Below are 16,477 nucleotides of genomic sequence, written 5' to 3'. Positions count from 1 at the left end.
CGGCCGTGGCCACGATTACCGTCTATGAAATCAGTGCAGACCCGTTCAGCACACGCAACGTCGATATCACGGCCGCGTATTCTGTCGCAGTAACGGATAACGACGCCATCTTGGATGACCCGGACCCCGACAGCACCCAATTGGACCTGTCCGGGCTGCCGGGCTTTACCGCCTCGTCTCAGAATTTCAGTACGTTCGAGACATATACCGGAACGGTCAACGGCGCGCCTGTCAGTTTCACCCTGATCCAGTTCAGTAACCCGCGCTATATCATCGTCACTTCGGGGCAGGCTGCGCTGAATGACACCATCGAAGACACCAGCTTTGGCGGCACCGCATCTTCTACCCCGTATCAGAGCTTGCCGTCTTTCGTGTGCTTCACCACGGGCTCGCTGATCCTGACCCCCACAGGGCAGCGCCAGGTGGAAGAACTGGTACCGGGGGATCCTGTCCTGACCACAGATGGGCGCATCCGCCCGGTGCGCTGGATCGGTCGACGGCATCTGTCGACGCAAGAGCTGCGTTCCTCTCCGCATTTGTGCCCAGTGCGCTTCAAGGCGGGCTGTTTCGGTCCGAACTGCCCCACGCGCGACCTGCTGGTGTCGCCGCAACATCGGGTCGCTGTAACCTCAGCGATGATGGAACTGATGCATGGCGAGACCGCGATGCTGGCCCCGGCAAAGGCATTGATCAATGGGCAAAACATTGTAAAGGACCCGCCTGCGCAGGGGGTCGAATATGTTCACATCCTTTTAGATCAGCATGAGCTGGTGAATGTCGAAGGAATCTGGTCCGAATCCTTCTATCCCGGCGAAACGACCCTTAGTGCAATGGCACCTTCCACCCTGCGCAAGTTGTTCGACCTGTTCCCGGAACTGTCCCACGGCTCGACTGGTTACGGACCAACGGTGCTACCGGTCCTTAAACCTTTCGAAGCCGGAATGCTGAAAGCAGACTTGAAAGTTCCAAATTGGCGGGTTTATCCGAATTCGCTTAAGAAGGCCGCCTAACACAGTTTAGTGGGCAACACCGCCCGGCCCGTGTTTCAAAACGTGCCATTGGCCATAGCTGTCGTTCAAATCCAGCTTGATCGCCGCGTCTGCGCGCGTTGTAGCGCTGCCGATCTCGGCCATTGAGAACTCGATACCGCCAGGAATATCGATACGTACGCGATGCGGTCCCCCGCCATGAGGGGCTTCAATGGGGCGACCTGTCGAGCTCAGCACATCGCCGATGGACACACGGGCAGTACGCTCTTCCATGTTCATTTCGAAATCAATCGGCAGGTAAAGCGTGTCATGAACCTTATCGCACATGGCACGGAACACGTACCAATGTGTCGCCATCTCTTCCGTTTCTTCACCGTGAAAGACCTTTTCCAGCGCAGCGCGCTGTGCCGGGGTCGCAGCAGGATCAATGACAACCTGCATTTCTCCGCCGCCCTCGAAAATCGGCCCCGGCCAGGCATAGATCAGCGCGGCCTTGGCACCACCCAGATCAGTGTCACCGAAATACCCTGTGCCAATCTCTAGCACTTCGAAGCCCCGGCAGTTTCCGTGGGTGGGTAGCTCTTCGAATTGGCAAGGGCAGGCATAACCGCAATTGCAGTTTCCGAAGCTTTCTCCTTCAACATACCAATCTGTAAACGCCATGGTTCTCTCCTGCAAAGTACAGTGAAATCCCGATGGCTTTCGCCTGTGGAACAGCCCCCTTTCAGCCAGACTAGCACGTCCCTGCGCAGATCAGAAATCGACGGCCTCCCATTCAGCGACAACAACTCGAATAGGCGATTTATTCTATCACATGGCGCCAAATTAGAGTGACCCGATGTGACCGCCCGAACCCTTTCAATGCAACAGCAGACACACGATTTACGTGTGGAAACGTTTTGGAACAAAGGACATGATCATGGTTAGTCGTTTCATCCTGACCTCCGCCGCCCTGATGCTGGGCTCAACTGCAGCAACCGCGCAAAGCCTGGGTGACGGCACCTATGTTCAAGGCTTCATTGGCTACAGTCAGTTGCAGGACAGCAATTTCTCTGGCGCGATTGGCGGCGCGACCCAATCTGTCGATACGGATTTTGATGCAGGTTTTGGCCTGGGTGTGGCTATCGGTAAAGAGATCCCGCAGTGGTCCAACGACACGGTCGGAACGCGTATTGAACTGGAATTATCATACCGCGAAAGCGACGTGGATGGTGTAAATTTCTCGGGCAACGGTCCGGCACCGGAAGGCAATATTTCCGGCGATGTGTCGCAAACTTCGCTCTTTGCCAACGTGCTGTTCGACTTCAAACAATCCGGTGCGCTGACCCCGTTTGCAGGCTTTGGTCTGGGCGCGACTTATTCGGATTTGGATTTTGCTTACGGTCCCGGTGTGGCGCTGGATGACAGCGACACTGCTTTTGCGGCTCAGGTGATCGCTGGCGTGGCTTATGACATCAACCCGTCAACCGCCCTTACCGTAGACGCCCGCTATGCCCGCGCCTTTGATGTGTCGTCGCAGCGGTTGGCCCCGAACGGCGCTTTGACGGGAACGGTTGAAGACGACCTGGATACATTCAGCGTCAACTTCGGGCTTCGTTACAAGTTTTGATAAAATCGGGGGTTAGGTTTCTCTCCGGTTTCCCTTCCCCGTTATGCCCTCGCGCCTCTGGTGCGGGGGCATTCTGAAAAAATCGACAAAATAAAGCGCAGATCAAACATTCTGCGGATTGCCATGCGATCAGCAACCGCCAGTTGCATCCGACGCTAAACACATTTTGGGAAAAATGCCTATAGACGCGATTGGGGAGCCAACGGCCCCCCAACTTTCAGCCCGCCTTAGGACGGCGCTTTGGTCTTGCGCAGATATGGGAAGATCGTCTCAAACTCGCCAAACTTGGCCTTGGCATCTTCGTTGGAAACGGTCGGCGGGATAATTACGTCCTCGCCCGGAACCCAATTGGCCGGTGTCGCAACACCCTTGGCTGACATCTGCAGCCCGTCCAGCGCACGCAGGATCTCGGCAAAGTTCCGGCCCACGGTCATCGGATAGGTCATCGACAGCTTCAGTTGCTTGTCCGGGCCGATGATGAAGACTGAACGCACAGTGGCGCTGTCAGCCGGGGTACGTCCATCGGGCAGGTAGGCTTCGGCGGGCAGCATGTCGAAGGCTTTCGAAACGGCCAGTCCGTCATCGGCGATGATCGGGAAACCAGGATTGGCTTTGCCGTATTCTTCGATGTCTTTTTTCCACTTCTTGTGGTCCTCGACCCCGTCGACCGAAACACCAATCACCTTGGTATTGCGCGCAGCCCATTCGTCATTCAGTTGCGCAACGGCCGAAAACTCGGTGGTGCAAACAGGCGTGAAATCCTTTGGGTGCGAGAACAGAATGGCCCAGCTGTCGCCGATCCAGTCGTGAAACTGAACGGTACCCTGATCCGTTTCTGCTGTGAAATTTGGGACGGTATCGTTGATGCGCAAACCCATGGGGCATCTCCTTTCCTGTTAAAAACCTGAGTCGGTTGCTTGGAACCTAATCACTTTGCGCGCAGGTTAAACCATCCTATGCGTCTAGGGATAAGGAAATTACAGACCTCCCAAGAAAATAATTTGATCAAATTCACTATTGCCCAGTCTAAGTATGGGTGACAGAGTGTGTCCGAAACACCGATTTAAGGCTGAACCTTCAGGAGGGCGCGCGATGATCGAAAAACGGGATTTCTATATTAACGGTCATTGGGTCGCGCCGTCGCAGCCCAATGATTTCGAGGTCATCAATCCCTCGACCGAAGAACCCTGCGCAGTGATTTCGCTTGGCGCGGAAGCCGACACAAATGCGGCCGTTGCGGCGGCCAAGGCCGCCCTTCCCGGCTGGATGGAAACCCCGGTGGAAACCCGCATAGCGCTGGTTGAAAAGCTGGTGGATATCTATGCGGCGCGGTCCGAAGATCTGGCGCAAGCCATGTCTCTCGAGATGGGGGCGCCCATCGATCTGGCCCGTTCGGCGCAGGCTGGGGCGGGTATCTACCATCTGAAGAACTTCATTCGCGCTGCCAAAGCATTCGAGTTTGAGCGCCCGCTTGGAGATCACGCACCAAATGACCGGATCATTTACGAGGCTGTTGGCGTTGCCGCGCTGATCACACCCTGGAACTGGCCTATGAACCAGATCACGCTCAAGGTCGGCGCGGCGGCAATTGCGGGCTGTACGATGGTTTTGAAACCGTCAGAACAAAGCCCGTTGAACGCGATGATCTTTGCCGAGATGATGGACGAGGCAGGCTTCCCACCCGGTGTGTTCAATCTGGTCAACGGTGACGGGGTGGGCGTTGGCTCTCAGCTATCGGGCCATAAGGATGTCGATATGGTCAGCTTTACCGGCTCAACCCGTGCTGGCACGGCGATTTCGAAGAACGCAGCCGAGACGCTCAAAAAAGTGCATCTGGAATTGGGCGGCAAAGGTGCCAATGTGCTCTTTGAGGACGCCGACGAGAAGGCGGTCAAACGCGGCGTGCTGCACATGATGCAAAACACCGGCCAAAGCTGTAACGCCCCCAGCCGGATGCTTGTGCAGCGCCCGATCTACGACAAGGCAGTGGAAACGGCGGCCGAGGTTGCCAACATGGTCAAGGTTGGCCCCGCAACGGAAGAGGGCCGCCATATCGGTCCGGTGGTGAATGAGGTTCAGTGGACCAAGATTCAAGACCTGATTCAGAAAGGCATCGACGAAGGCGCGCGTTTGGTCGCCGGTGGCACCGGACGGCCCGAGGGGCTGAACAAGGGCTACTATGTCCGCCCCACGGTCTTTGCCGACGCCAACAACCAGATGACCATCGCACGCGAAGAGATCTTTGGTCCGGTTCTGACCATGATCCCCTTCGACACCGAAGAAGAAGCCATCGAGATAGCCAACGACACGCCCTATGGCCTGACCAACTATGTTCAGACCCAAGACGGCGCGCGAGCCAACCGCATGGCGCGGGTCTTACGCTCGGGCATGGTTGAAATGAATGGTCAATCACGCAGCGCGGGCTCTCCGTTCGGCGGCATGAAGCAATCTGGCAACGGGCGCGAAGGCGGTGTCTTTGGTCTGGAAGACTTCCTGGAAGTCAAAGCTGTCGGCGGCTGGGCTGCGGAATAGCGAGGCTTTGACGTGAATCAAGCGTGAGGCACCTTAGGATGCCTCACTCTATGTCTCAGGCATCCGCCTGAGCAGCTTCGTACGCCAGCATGGCCCGCTTGACCGGAAGACCCCAATGATAGCCGCCAAGGCCACCCGATTTGCGCAGCGCGCGGTGACAGGGGATCAACCAACTAACCGGGTTACGCCCAACTGCCGTTCCCACCGCACGCACGGCTTGTGGCGAGCCTACGCGCTGCGCGATCTCGGAATAGGTGGTGACTTGTCCTGACGGGATATGCATCAACGCTTCCCACACTTTGATCTGCAGTGGCGATCCGATCAGGTAAAGCGGTGTTGGTTCCAGCCGGTGGCTGGCAGCCCCAAAAGCGCTGAGCACCCAAGGCCGCAAACGCATCGGATCCTCGACGAAATCCGCTTTGGGCCAGCGCGAAATCATGTCCTCCATCGCGGCCTCTTCCCCGGTCTCTGCCCCAAAGGCGATGCCGCAGATACCTTTGTCTGTTCCCATGACAAGCGCAGGACCAAAGGGGCATTCGAACCAACCCCAATAGATCGTGAGACCTGCACCCTTGCGGGCGTATTCGCCGGGACTCATGGATTCCCATTTCAGGAACAAATCATGCAGGCGTCCGCTGCCCGAGAGGCCAACGTTATGTGCCGTTTCCAGCGTAGTGAATCGTTCCCGCAGCAATGCCTTTGCATGGCCTAGTGTCAGGTACTGCTGGTATCTCTTCGGTGACACCCCAGTCCAACGCGAGAACAGACGTTGGAAATGGGCCGGGCTCATATCCATCTGGTGGGCCAGCTCATCAAGGCTAAGGCCCTCGCCGCCCTGATCGATCAGATCGATCGCGCGGCGCATGACGTTGTAGTGGTATCCGCTTTCCGGGGTCTGGACATTCATGGTTCCACCTCATTTCCTGACAAAACCATAGCGCGCAGGCCACGCCCAAGCGACCCGGAACTTGCGCATTGGCTTTAGGCTTGTGTCACGGCCCACTGAGCGGCATTAAGGCCCGGATGGCAAAGCAACTCGATTATCATACGATCCGCGAGATCTTCACGCGCTTTCAAGACGCCGACCCCGAACCCAAGGGCGAGCTTGAGCATGTGAACGTCTATACACTGGTCGTGGCCGTGGCGCTGTCGGCGCAAGCGACCGACGCTGGCGTCAACAAAGCCACGCGCAAGCTGTTCAAGATCGCCGACACACCACAAAAGATGCTGGACCTGGGCGAACAGGGTCTGATCGAACATATCAAGACCATCGGCCTGTTCCGCCAGAAGGCGAAGAATGTCATCAAACTCAGCCGAATTCTGGTCGAAGACTATGATGGCGAGGTGCCCAACTCACGCGCCGCGTTGCAATCCCTACCCGGTGTAGGCCGCAAGACGGCCAATGTGGTGCTGAACATGTGGTGGCGGCAACCCGCGCAGGCGGTTGATACGCACATCTTTCGCGTAGGCAACCGAACCGGCATTTGCCCCGGCAAGGATGTGGACGCGGTCGAGCGCGCCATCGAAGACAACATACCTGCTGACTTTCAACTACATGCGCATCACTGGCTGATCCTGCATGGCCGCTACCATTGCAAAGCGCGCAAACCGCAATGCCCGACCTGCATCATCCGTGATCTCTGTCAATTCGAGGACAAAACCCAATGAAAACTTACCAGCTGACCGGCATCGGGAATGCCGTTGTAGACGTGATTTCCCAGGCCGATGACAGTTTCCTGGAACTGATGGGTATCGAGAAAGGCATCATGCAGCTGATCGAGCAGGAGCGTGGCGAGGTGCTGTATGCTTCGATGGAAGGTCGCGTGCAGACACCCGGCGGGTCCGTCGCCAACACCATCGCGGGGGCCGGTGCCCTAGGGCTAGACGCTGCTTTTATCGGTCGCGTGCATGATGACGCGCTGGGTCGGTTCTATGCGGATGCGATGAACGAGGACGGCGTCGATTTCGTGAACCCCCCGGTCCCGGGAGGAGAGCTGCCGACCTCGCGTTCGATGATCTTTGTGTCGCCCGATGGCGAGCGGTCGATGAACACTTATCTGGGGATTTCATCCGAGCTGTCCTCGCAGGACGTTTCGGATGATGTTGCAGGCAACAGCCAGATCATGTTCCTCGAAGGTTATCTGTTCGACAAGGAAAAGGGCAAAGCCGCGTTTCTTGAAGCCGCGCGCGCCTGTCACAAGGGCGGCGGCAAGGCCGGTATCGCCATTTCCGACCCGTTCTGCGTGGAACGTCACCGCGTCGATTTCCTGTTGCTGATCGAAAACGAACTGGATTTCGTGATCGGAAATGAGGCCGAGATCAAATCGCTGTTCGAAACCGACGATCTGGAGGAAGCGCTGGCCAAAACCGCCGCCATCTGTCCGTTGGTTGTCTGCACCCGTTCAGGCGACGGTGTGACTGTTCTGAATGGTGACAGCCGCATTGACGTGCCGGTTGAAAAGGTTGTGCCCGTGGATGCAACAGGTGCTGGAGATCAGTTTGCTGCGGGCTTCCTGTTTGGCATGGCCACAGGTCGGGATTACGAGACTTGTGCAAAGATCGGCAATGTCTGTGCCCGCGAAGTCATCAGCCATATCGGTCCGCGCCCCGAGGCAAACATGCAGGAATTGCTGCGCGCCGAAGGGTTGCTCTGACCTCGGATCGGGTCCTTTTCACAAAATGGATTGGGGCGTCAGCGCCCCAACCCTACCCTTTAGTTAGAAAACAGCGCCAGCCAGATTCCGACGAACATCAGAACCCCACCCAGGTTCACCCAGACGTGCCAAATCGCATAACGAAACGGCAGTGTCTTTTGGGCGTAAAACATCGTTCCAACGACATAGCTGACTGCACCGCCCGCAATGCACCAAAGGGTGGCTGCGGGAACGGTGGTCATGTCTGGGATTGCGCCTAAACCGATACCACCCAAACCAAGGTATGACGCCGTCGACCATCGCGACTTAACCGTCTCATTCGCGATCTTGTTCCAGACGGCTGCGATGGTCAGCCCCCAGCACACCCAAAGCAAGGTCATGGTCCATGCCGTGCCCGCCTGAACGAAGAATGGTGTGAACGTCCCGCAGATACTGGGATAAATCGCGGCGTGGTCGATACGGCGCAACAGCTTGCGGCGATCATGCCAAGGCGCAAAATGATAGGCGCAGGACGCAAGGTTCGACGCAAGTGCACTGAGAAAATAAACGATGACCGCAAGAAGCAGCGCAACATCCAGACGTTGATAGGCGTTCACGATCAGCAGGCTGCCAGCCGTCAGGATCAGGGACAAACCGATCACATGGACAACCATGTCGGCGGTACGATGCGCACGCGCGGGGCTGGGATAGGTGGTTTTCATCATGACTGGCCAGTTAAAAACAGCTCTGCGCTAAAGTCCCGCCAAAAGGATGTCCAACTTTCCCAAGCGTCACTTATACGAGCCGAGGTGGTCTTCAAAAGCCGCCAGCACTTGCTCGTACACGTCCCGTTTGAACGGTACGATCTCGTCGATCAACCGATCAGGCGCTTGCCATTTCCATTGTGAAAACTCTGGGTGGTCGGTTTCGATGTTGATCTGATCATCCTTACCGAGAAAGCGCAGTAGGAACCATTTCTGCTCTTGCCCGCGATAGCGCCCTTTCCAGATCCTGGGCACGATGTCCTGCGGCAGATCGTAGGGCAGCCAACCGTCGGTTTCGGCCACGATCTCCACCAGGTCCGAGGTTACCCCGGTTTCCTCCCACAACTCGCGCAGGGCCGCATCGCGCGGGTCTTCGCCCTTGTCCACGCCGCCCTGCGGCATCTGCCACGCGTCTTTGTGGCGATCATTGCGCTGACCCACAAAAATCCTGCCGTCCGCATTTATCAGCATTAGCCCCACACAAGGACGGTAGGGCAGCTTGGCGATATCTTCGGGGGTCATACGGGGCCTCATCGGATTGTTCCGCCAATCTCTAACAACCACAGGGGCAACAGCAAAGAGGGTGACGTGGGGTTTCGCGTGACAAAGATGACGCGAAGGTCAATCTAACTCGCATATTCGGGAGGGAGAGTTTCGCCATGACTGCGTACCCAAACATGCTGGCCCCGCTGGATCTGGGCTTTACCACCTTGAAGAACCGCGTGCTGATGGGTTCGATGCATACGGGGCTTGAGGAAACCGGTGACTGGAGCCGGGTGGCTGAATTCTATGCGGACCGGGCGCGCGGCGGCGTGGCGCTTATGGTGACAGGTGGCATTGGTCCGAATCTTGAGGGCTCGGTTCTGCCCGGCGCGTCGATGATGACCAATGAAAAAGAGGTGGCGAGCCATTCCATCGTGACCCAGCGGGTGCACGAAGCAGGCGGCAAGATTGCGATGCAGATCCTGCACGCAGGCCGCTATGCCTATGGCCCGAAATGCGTAGCCCCAAGCCCGGTGAAATCCCCTATCTCACCCTTTCCGCCAAATGAGCTGGATGAAGACGGCATCGAAAAACAGATCAGCGACATCGTGAACGCCGCCGTTCTGGCCCAACAGGCGGGCTATGACGGGGTCGAGATCATGGGGTCTGAAGGGTATTTCCTGAACCAGTTCCTTGTGACCCATACCAACAAACGCACAGACCGCTGGGGCGGGTCCTACGAAAACAGAATGCGCCTGCCGATTGAGGTCGTGCGCCGCACGCGCGAGGCCGTTGGCCGCGATTTCATCATCATCTACCGCCTTTCGATGATTGATCTGGTCCCCAATGGTTCAACCCATGAAGAAGTGGTGCAACTGGCGCAAGAAGTAGAAAAGGCCGGTGCCACAATCATCAATACTGGCATTGGTTGGCACGAGGCGCGGATTCCGACCATCGCCACCAGCGTCCCGCGTGCAGCCTTTGCTTGGGTGACGAAAAAGTTGATGGGCAAGGTTTCGATACCTGTGATCACCTCAAACCGGATCAACACGCCCGAGGTCGCCGAAGAGGTCTTGGCCACCGGCTGTGCCGATATGGTTTCGATGGCCCGCCCGATGCTGGCGGACGCGGATTTTGTCAACAAAGCAATCGCAGGACAATCTGCGCAGATCGCGCCTTGCATCGCCTGCAACCAGGCCTGTTTGGACCATACATTCAGCGGCAAACTGACGACATGCCTGGTCAATCCCCGCGCCTGTCATGAGACTGAGCTGGTGATTGAGCCCGCCACAACGCAGAAAAACGTTGCCATTGTCGGTGCGGGCCCCGCCGGTCTGTCCACGGCCATGACAGCCGCCCAGCGTGGTCACGACGTGACTTTGTTTGACCGCGCCGCAGAGATTGGCGGACAGTTGAACATGGCCAAACAGGTGCCGGGCAAGGAAGAGTTCTGGGGGCTGGTCGACTGGTATCGCACAATGATGGCCGATCTGGGCGTGAAGGTGGAATTGAACCGTGAGGTCAGCGCCGACGACCTGGCCGGCTTTGACGAAGTGATCATCGCAACCGGCGTCACCCCGCGTGATCCACAGATTCCCGGGCAGGATCGGAAAAATGTCCTCAGCTATATCGACGTGCTGCGTGGCAAGGCCGAAGTCGGCGAATCTGTCGCCGTGATCGGTGCAGGTGGCATCGGCTTTGACGTCTCCGAATTTCTTTTGGAGGACGGGCACAGCGCAACCACCGACTTGCCGCTTTGGATGAAGGAATGGGGCGTGACAGACCCGGCCGAGCACCGCTCGGGCCTTGCGCCAGAAGGGCCTCAACCCAGCGCGCCAGCGCGTCAGGTCACATTGCTACAGCGCAAGAAACAGGCACACGGCAAGGGATTGGGCAAAACCACTGGCTGGATTCACCGTGCAGCGTTGAAGATGAAAAACGTCAACTTCGTGGGCGGCGTGAACTATGAGCGCATTGATGACGACGGCCTGCATGTCAGCTTTGGCGAAGACCGTGCAGACCCCACAGTGATCTCGGCGGATACGATCGTTTTGTGTGCCGGGCAGGTTTCAGACCGGTCGCTCGCGGACGCACTGATCGAACGCGGCGTTACCCCGCACGTAATCGGCGGTGCGGATGTAGCGGCCGAACTGGACGCCAAACGTGCGATCAATCAAGGAACACGATTGGCGGCCGAGCTTTAAGCTTGGTCAGTCGGACAGCGCAAGTTTTACCCCAAGCGCGCCGAAGGCTGTTGCAAAACAACGTTTGATCCAGGCCATCACTGACGGGCGGTGGATTATGTAGTCCCGCGCCAAGGCCGCGCAGGCCCCGTAGGCGATGAATACAACAAAGGTCATCGCCATGAACGCAAGCGCCAGTTGCACCAAAGCCAGCCCCGCATCGCTTGTGTCGGCGGGCAGGAATTGCGGCAGGAATGCAAGGAAGAACAAAGACAACTTAGGGTTCAAAACGTTGATAAGCGTGCCGGTCGTCGCAATCTTTAGGTAGCCTTTACCGGATTTTTCGGCGCTCACTTCCATCGCACCGCCCTCACGGACGATTCCCCACGCCATATAGAACAGGTAGAGCACGCCAAGGTATTTGAGCACCTGAAAGGCCAGCGCGCTTGTATGCAGCAAAGCGGCCAGGCCGATAATGCTGGCTACAGCGGCGGGCACGATGCCAAGTGTACAGCCTGCTGCTGCCGCGACGCTGGCGCGAAATCCTCGGCCAAGCCCAATGGCCAGCGTGTAGATGACGCCGGTACCCGGCAACAGAACAACGATCAAGGACGTAAGAAGAAACTCAAGCGACATGAAACCCCCCGAACACGCGCCGGAGAGTTCCCCACATCAACGCGAAAGTAAACAGGCCCGTGGTTGCTTATTCGACGGTAATCGTAATCACCTCGGACACAATCGGCGGGTTATGCGGCACATGGCCCGCGTCCCCCAGCACCAGTTGCAACGTGTGCTGACCAGGGGGCAGGTCCAGTGTCACCTCGGTCTGACCGCCTCCGAAGTGCATGTGGTTGTCGTCGGCGGGCAGGCCATAGGCCAGCTCATCTGCGCCGTCATCACCCTCACCAATTGGTGGGCGGTTAAGCAGCAAGTGGTGGTGGCCGGTGTTTTCCTTCTCGGTCCCTGCCGGAGCGACACCCATTCCGCTGAGGCCAAAGACAACCGTAACCGGCGATTGCACTGCGTCACCGTCTGACAAATTGACGAAATAGACCTTTGCTTCGGGGTTCGAAGGCGTTTCACCCCCGGCGTGTGCGAAACCCGCAAAAAGGCAAAAGGCAGCGATGGTGAAAACGGTCTTCATGGTCTCCTCCCTTGTCACAAAAATGCCATTCTCAAACTAATAGATTAGTCCAATTGGCCAAAAAACACAGCCACACAGGGGCTGCGGCGCATTTGGAAACCACTGTTTCTGCGTTTCCCATACGCAAACGATCCGATTCAAATCCCTGATATTATCCCATGTATGCCCCGTTTCCGCCCAGATTCAGCGCCATAGTCAGGGAGGAAATCAAGATCTGGGGAACAAGTATGGACCGACTGACTGAAATGGAAGCCTTCGCCAATGTGGTGGACCAAGGTGGCTTCACCGATGCGGCCAAAAAGATGGGCATCTCCAAATCCGCCGTGTCCAAACATGTCTCGAGCCTCGAAGCGCGTCTGGGGGCCCGGTTGCTGAACCGCACCACGCGTCGGGTGTCGCCGACAGAAATCGGCCTTGCCTATTATGACCGCGCACGGCGCGTTCTGAATGACGCGGGCGAGGCAGATTCGCTGGTCACCTCAATGCAGTCGGCCCCATCTGGCCTGTTGCGCATCAGCGTTGCCACGGATTTCGGCGTGAATCACCTGTCCCCCGTTCTGTCCGAGTTCCTGGCCGCCTATCCCGACATCACCGTGAACATGGTTCTGAACAACCGTTATGTCGAACTGATTTCCGAAGGATTTGACGTGGCCGTCCGCATTGGCGAGCTGGAAGACAGCACGTTGCGCGCCCGTAAACTGACTGAAACCGTGAAGCGCATGGTGGTTGCGCCCAGCTACATAGAGCGCTTCGGTCGCCCGCAGAAGATTGATGATCTGAACGAACACAAGCTGCTGCACTATTCCAGCCAGTCCTCGGGCAATGTCTGGAAACTGACGGCACCTTCGGGTGAAAAGCGTCAGGTGCGCACTGCGGGCTGGCTGAGCGTGAATGACGGGCAGTCGCTGCTGAACGCGGCCATCTCGGGGCTGGGGATCGCGTATCTGCCCAGCTATCTTTATGCCGATGCGCTTAAATCAGGGCAGGTGGTCGACGCCATGCCATCACTGCCGGATGAGGTTCAGGGCATCTATGCCGTCTACCCACCCGGCCGCTTCACACAACCCAAAGTTCGGGCCTTCATCGACTTCCTGGTCAATTCCTACCACGACAAAGGCCCGATGGACTGGTAATTCTCCCTGAAGACCAACCTATGACCCGCATGTCAAAGTGCGGGTCTTTTTTTGCCTTCAGACTCGGCGGCACAGTTTCAGTTGACCAATAAAACCGCCTCGACCCGGCGGTTCAGGTCGCGCCCTTCAGGCGTTGCATTGGACGTTATCGGAGCCAGATAGCCCACGCCTTGCGCCTCAATCCGCTCGGGGGCCACGCCATGCGCCTCGATCAATCGGGTGCGTACGGCCTCGGCCCGGCTTTTGCTGACAGAGATATTGGCCGACAGCGCGCCGGTGTCGTCGGTATGCCCCACCAGCGCCAACCGCGTCTCCGGGTTGTCGGCCAGATATCCGGCCAGCAGGGCCAGTGAGCCAAATGGCCCTTCTCCTAACGCCACCTCGCCCGTAGGGAAATGCAAATCATCCAGGATCACATGCCCAGTGCTAGTCAGAGCCTCGAGCAATCCGCCCGAACCTTCGACGGCCTGTTCGATCACCACCGGATCAGGGTCAGGAGCATCCTGCGGCGTCACACGGATAAGCTGAACATAGCCATCCGGCGGGTTGCGACTGACCAACAGGCTCAACACAACAGGCCCTTTGGTGGCCGACAGGAAGCGGTAATCCTGAATGGCGACATACATGTCCGGTGTCGGCACAACTTCGGTACCAAATCGAAAATCGAAGCCGCCACAGTTTTGAGCCTCGCATTCGAACAGGATTTTGTATCCCTGCGCCTCGATCTGGTCGCGCAGCGGGGCCAGAAGTTGCAGGGTCGTACTGGACCCGGCCTGAAGCCGCCATGTGAACCGTTCGACCTGCCCCTCAACGGTCTTTGCTGGCACTGCACCATCGGCATAAGGCCCCGTCGGTAGGTCATAGCTATCCAGCGGCGAGGTCCGGTCGCTGATCTGACGCGCACTGCTGGGCAGTGTCAAGTCCTGTGCCAGAACCGGACCTGTCAGAAGCATTGAAACAAGGGCGGCGGCGCGGATCATCGAAACTGTGCGTGATATTCTTCGTTGGGTACCATTGCGGTCGCGCTGGCCACCCGGTTGGACATGTTGAAGAACCCGGTGACATTGGCAATGTCCCAGATATCCCGGTCGGTGAACCCGGCATCGCGCAGTTTCTGGCGGTCAGGTTCTTCAATCTCGGCACTGGCAGTGGTCATCTTGGCGGCAAAATCCAACATCGCACGTTGACGCGGCTCCAGCGGCGCGACGCGGTAATTCATCACCAGCATCTCACCCAGTTGCGGATTACCCGACAGCTGACGCACCGCCGCGCCATGTGCGACCAGACAGTAGAAGCACTTGTTGATCGACGATACCACCACCGCAATCATCTCGCGCTCCAGCTTGGACAAGCCGCTGTCGGCCAGCATCAGGTCATTGTACATCGCTGTGAAGGCGTTCAGCTTGTCGATGTCGAATGCGTTGGCTTTCAATACGTTCGGCACCATTCCCAGCTTTTCGACACAGATATCAAAGTATTTCTGCGTTTCCGGCGGCAGCGGATCGACCATGGGCAGGTTCAGCGCGGTGGGCATGTCTTTCTGTGTCACGGCAGCCTCTTCAGTTCACTCAAGGTGACGGTAATGGTATTCGCCCGCAAGCTCCATCCCGAGTGCGCGATAAAGACCATTGGCTCCCACGTTGGCCTTGGTGCAGATCACGCTGAGGGTCTGCGCGCCATTATCCCGCGCCCAGATTGCCGCCGCGCGCATGGTCCAGTGGCCCAGACCTTGGCGGCGATGATCGGGTAGGATTTCAAGCGCGTGGACCATGGCAACATCCCCATGCATAGCCACAAATGCCACGCCGCTGGGTTTATCGTTATGGCGCAGCAACAGGCTGGTCTTGAGACCATTCGCGCGCGCCATAACCGCTTGCCGTTCAGCGCCGATCCCAGCCGAAGCCCAGATTTCGCGCATGATCTCAAGCGGCTCCCAGACCGAGAAGACCATGATCGAAGGGATCGGTTGATCTGTCAGTAGGTCCACCGGACAGGCATAGATGTTGACTGGATCGAGAACGCTGTACCCTCGACGGGCCAGCTGCGCGTCCAGTGCCTCATCACCCGGACGCAGGCAGAAAATGCGTTTCTGCCCCATGGCCAGCATTGCGGCCTCGGCGGCGTCAATATCCGCGTCTGTTGCAGGACCCAGCGCATTGGCCGCAGACACACGTGACCCACCACCCTGCCCTTCGCGCAGCTGGAACGGGCCAAGCGCCTTGTAGCCTGCGGCAGGCCATGTGCCGTCGACAATATCCGCCCAGTTCAAGCTCAAAGCTCCAACTCTTTTGCCAGACGGGTCATCGCCGCATCAATCTGCCCTCCGTCAGTGCCCCGTATCACAACGTTGGCACCGAAGGCCCCGTTGATCTGGAACGGATAGCACCCGATGGACAGGTCACTGAACTCTTCGGCCAAGGCGGACAGGTTTGCGGCAATATCGCCCTCGCCCCGATCCACGCGCAGAGTTTGCGACAGCAAGGGACTGCCTCCGGTTAACGTTGGCAGAACACTGGCCACCATCGCCTGAAACACCGAAGGCACACCGGCCATCACATGCACGTTCGCAAGGATAAAGCCCGGTGCAGTCGAGACCGGATTGTCAATCAGCGCCGCACCATCGGGAATGCGGGCCATGCGCAGTCGGGCGGCGTTCAGTTCCAATCCGGATTTGTCGTAATGCGCCTGCAACAATGCCCGCGCGTCATCCCTGATATCAATCGGCGTGTTGAAGGCCCGCGCGATGCAATCGGCGGTGATATCATCGTGGGTCGGACCGATGCCGCCACTGGTAAAGACGGTGTCATAGGCATCAGACAGTGCCTTAACCGCCGCTTCGATGGCAGGGGCGTCATCGCTGACAATGCGCACCTCTTTCAGGTCGATGCCATGTTTGGTAAGCTCCTGCGCCAGAAAATGCATATTCGCATCACGGGTGCGGCCGGACAGGATTTCATCCCCGATCACCAGCATCGCTGCGGTTGGATTGGCCATGGCGCTCTCCCCT

General features: G+C 57.8%; 18 protein-coding genes. 7 read left to right on the top strand and 11 right to left on the bottom strand.

Going from position 1 to position 16,477, the window contains the following annotated elements; genetic code table 11:
• Positions 1-5 precede the first annotated feature (5 nt).
• Positions 6-1,010 carry a Hint domain-containing protein gene (locus tag GOV91_RS22850; RefSeq protein WP_171234799.1) on the top strand — a complete coding sequence of 335 codons (1,005 nt, stop codon included), beginning with the start codon at positions 6-8 and terminating at the stop codon, positions 1,008-1,010.
• Positions 1,011-1,016: 6 nt separating this feature from the next.
• On the opposite strand, the gene GOV91_RS05970 is transcribed toward GOV91_RS22850, so the two are convergent.
• Entirely contained in the window at positions 1,017-1,652 is a 636-nt protein-coding gene (locus GOV91_RS05970) for a DUF1326 domain-containing protein (RefSeq protein WP_171234798.1), read from the bottom strand.
• 256 nt (positions 1,653-1,908) lie between these two features.
• On the opposite strand from GOV91_RS05970, the gene GOV91_RS05965 reads away from it, so the two are divergent.
• Entirely contained in the window at positions 1,909-2,598 is a 690-nt protein-coding gene (locus GOV91_RS05965) for an outer membrane protein (protein WP_171178236.1), read from the top strand.
• A 227-nt stretch (positions 2,599-2,825) separates the two neighbouring features.
• On the opposite strand, the gene GOV91_RS05960 is transcribed toward GOV91_RS05965, so the two are convergent.
• Entirely contained in the window at positions 2,826-3,476 is a 651-nt protein-coding gene (locus tag GOV91_RS05960; protein WP_039543105.1) for a peroxiredoxin, read from the bottom strand.
• 214 nt (positions 3,477-3,690) lie between these two features.
• On the opposite strand from GOV91_RS05960, the gene GOV91_RS05955 reads away from it, so the two are divergent.
• Entirely contained in the window at positions 3,691-5,130 is a 1,440-nt protein-coding gene (locus GOV91_RS05955; RefSeq protein WP_171234797.1) for an aldehyde dehydrogenase family protein, read from the top strand.
• A gap of 55 nt (positions 5,131-5,185) precedes the next feature.
• Here the strand turns inward: GOV91_RS05955 and GOV91_RS05950 are convergent, their stop codons facing one another.
• The gene (locus GOV91_RS05950; RefSeq protein ID WP_171234796.1) at positions 5,186-6,037 is read right to left on the bottom strand and encodes a bifunctional helix-turn-helix domain-containing protein/methylated-DNA--[protein]-cysteine S-methyltransferase; all 852 of its coding nucleotides are present in this window, start codon (positions 6,035-6,037) and stop codon (positions 5,186-5,188) included.
• A 116-nt stretch (positions 6,038-6,153) separates the two neighbouring features.
• On the opposite strand from GOV91_RS05950, the gene nth reads away from it, so the two are divergent.
• On the top strand, positions 6,154-6,798 hold the full coding sequence (gene nth / locus GOV91_RS05945) for an endonuclease III (RefSeq protein ID WP_171234795.1): 645 nt from the start codon (positions 6,154-6,156) through the stop codon (positions 6,796-6,798).
• Positions 6,795-7,784: an adenosine kinase gene (locus GOV91_RS05940; protein WP_171234794.1), complete on the top strand. Its 990-nt coding sequence runs from the start codon at positions 6,795-6,797 to the stop codon at positions 7,782-7,784. The genes nth and GOV91_RS05940 overlap by 4 nt, the downstream gene beginning before the upstream one ends.
• A 59-nt stretch (positions 7,785-7,843) precedes the next feature.
• Here GOV91_RS05940 and GOV91_RS05935 read toward each other — a convergent pair whose 3' ends face one another.
• On the bottom strand, positions 7,844-8,488 hold the full coding sequence (locus GOV91_RS05935; protein WP_171234793.1) for a hemolysin III family protein: 645 nt from the start codon (positions 8,486-8,488) through the stop codon (positions 7,844-7,846).
• Positions 8,489-8,554: 66 nt separating this feature from the next.
• Complete coding sequence (locus GOV91_RS05930; RefSeq protein WP_171234792.1) at positions 8,555-9,049, bottom strand: RNA pyrophosphohydrolase; 495 nt, start codon at positions 9,047-9,049, stop codon at positions 8,555-8,557.
• A gap of 137 nt (positions 9,050-9,186) precedes the next feature.
• On the opposite strand from GOV91_RS05930, the gene GOV91_RS05925 reads away from it, so the two are divergent.
• Entirely contained in the window at positions 9,187-11,214 is a 2,028-nt protein-coding gene (locus GOV91_RS05925; protein WP_171234791.1) for an NADPH-dependent 2,4-dienoyl-CoA reductase, read from the top strand.
• 6 nt (positions 11,215-11,220) lie between these two features.
• Here the strand turns inward: GOV91_RS05925 and GOV91_RS05920 are convergent, their stop codons facing one another.
• Entirely contained in the window at positions 11,221-11,829 is a 609-nt protein-coding gene (locus tag GOV91_RS05920) for a LysE family translocator (protein WP_171178255.1), read from the bottom strand.
• A 67-nt stretch (positions 11,830-11,896) separates the two neighbouring features.
• Positions 11,897-12,337, bottom strand: a complete 441-nt coding sequence (locus GOV91_RS05915; RefSeq protein WP_171178257.1) for a DUF4399 domain-containing protein — start codon at positions 12,335-12,337, stop codon at positions 11,897-11,899.
• Positions 12,338-12,564: 227 nt separating this feature from the next.
• Here GOV91_RS05915 and GOV91_RS05910 point away from each other — a divergent pair, with 227 nt between their 5' ends.
• Positions 12,565-13,470, top strand: coding sequence for a LysR family transcriptional regulator (locus tag GOV91_RS05910; protein WP_171178259.1), 906 nt, complete (start codon positions 12,565-12,567; stop codon positions 13,468-13,470).
• A 77-nt stretch (positions 13,471-13,547) separates the two neighbouring features.
• Here the strand turns inward: GOV91_RS05910 and GOV91_RS05905 are convergent, their stop codons facing one another.
• Genes GOV91_RS05905 through GOV91_RS05890 form a run of 4 tightly spaced genes read right to left on the bottom strand, consistent with a single transcriptional unit; the run spans position 13,548 to position 16,464 of the window.
• Positions 13,548-14,450: an OmpA family protein gene (locus tag GOV91_RS05905; RefSeq protein ID WP_171178261.1), complete on the bottom strand. Its 903-nt coding sequence runs from the start codon at positions 14,448-14,450 to the stop codon at positions 13,548-13,550.
• Positions 14,447-15,004: a peroxidase-related enzyme gene (locus tag GOV91_RS05900; protein ID WP_171234845.1), complete on the bottom strand. Its 558-nt coding sequence runs from the start codon at positions 15,002-15,004 to the stop codon at positions 14,447-14,449. Before GOV91_RS05900 ends, GOV91_RS05905 begins: the two co-directional genes overlap by 4 nt.
• A 30-nt stretch (positions 15,005-15,034) precedes the next feature.
• Positions 15,035-15,745: a GNAT family N-acetyltransferase gene (locus GOV91_RS05895; protein WP_171234790.1), complete on the bottom strand. Its 711-nt coding sequence runs from the start codon at positions 15,743-15,745 to the stop codon at positions 15,035-15,037.
• Entirely contained in the window at positions 15,742-16,464 is a 723-nt protein-coding gene (locus GOV91_RS05890; protein ID WP_171234789.1) for a molybdopterin-binding protein, read from the bottom strand. Before GOV91_RS05890 ends, GOV91_RS05895 begins: the two co-directional genes overlap by 4 nt.
• Between the last annotated feature and the right edge of the window lie 13 nt (positions 16,465-16,477).

Source organism: Ruegeria sp. HKCCA6837 (assembly GCF_013034475.1).
GTDB lineage: Bacteria > Pseudomonadota > Alphaproteobacteria > Rhodobacterales > Rhodobacteraceae > Ruegeria.
Note: the sequence above shows the minus strand (reverse complement) of the source record. Positions and strands in the feature narration are given on the sequence as shown.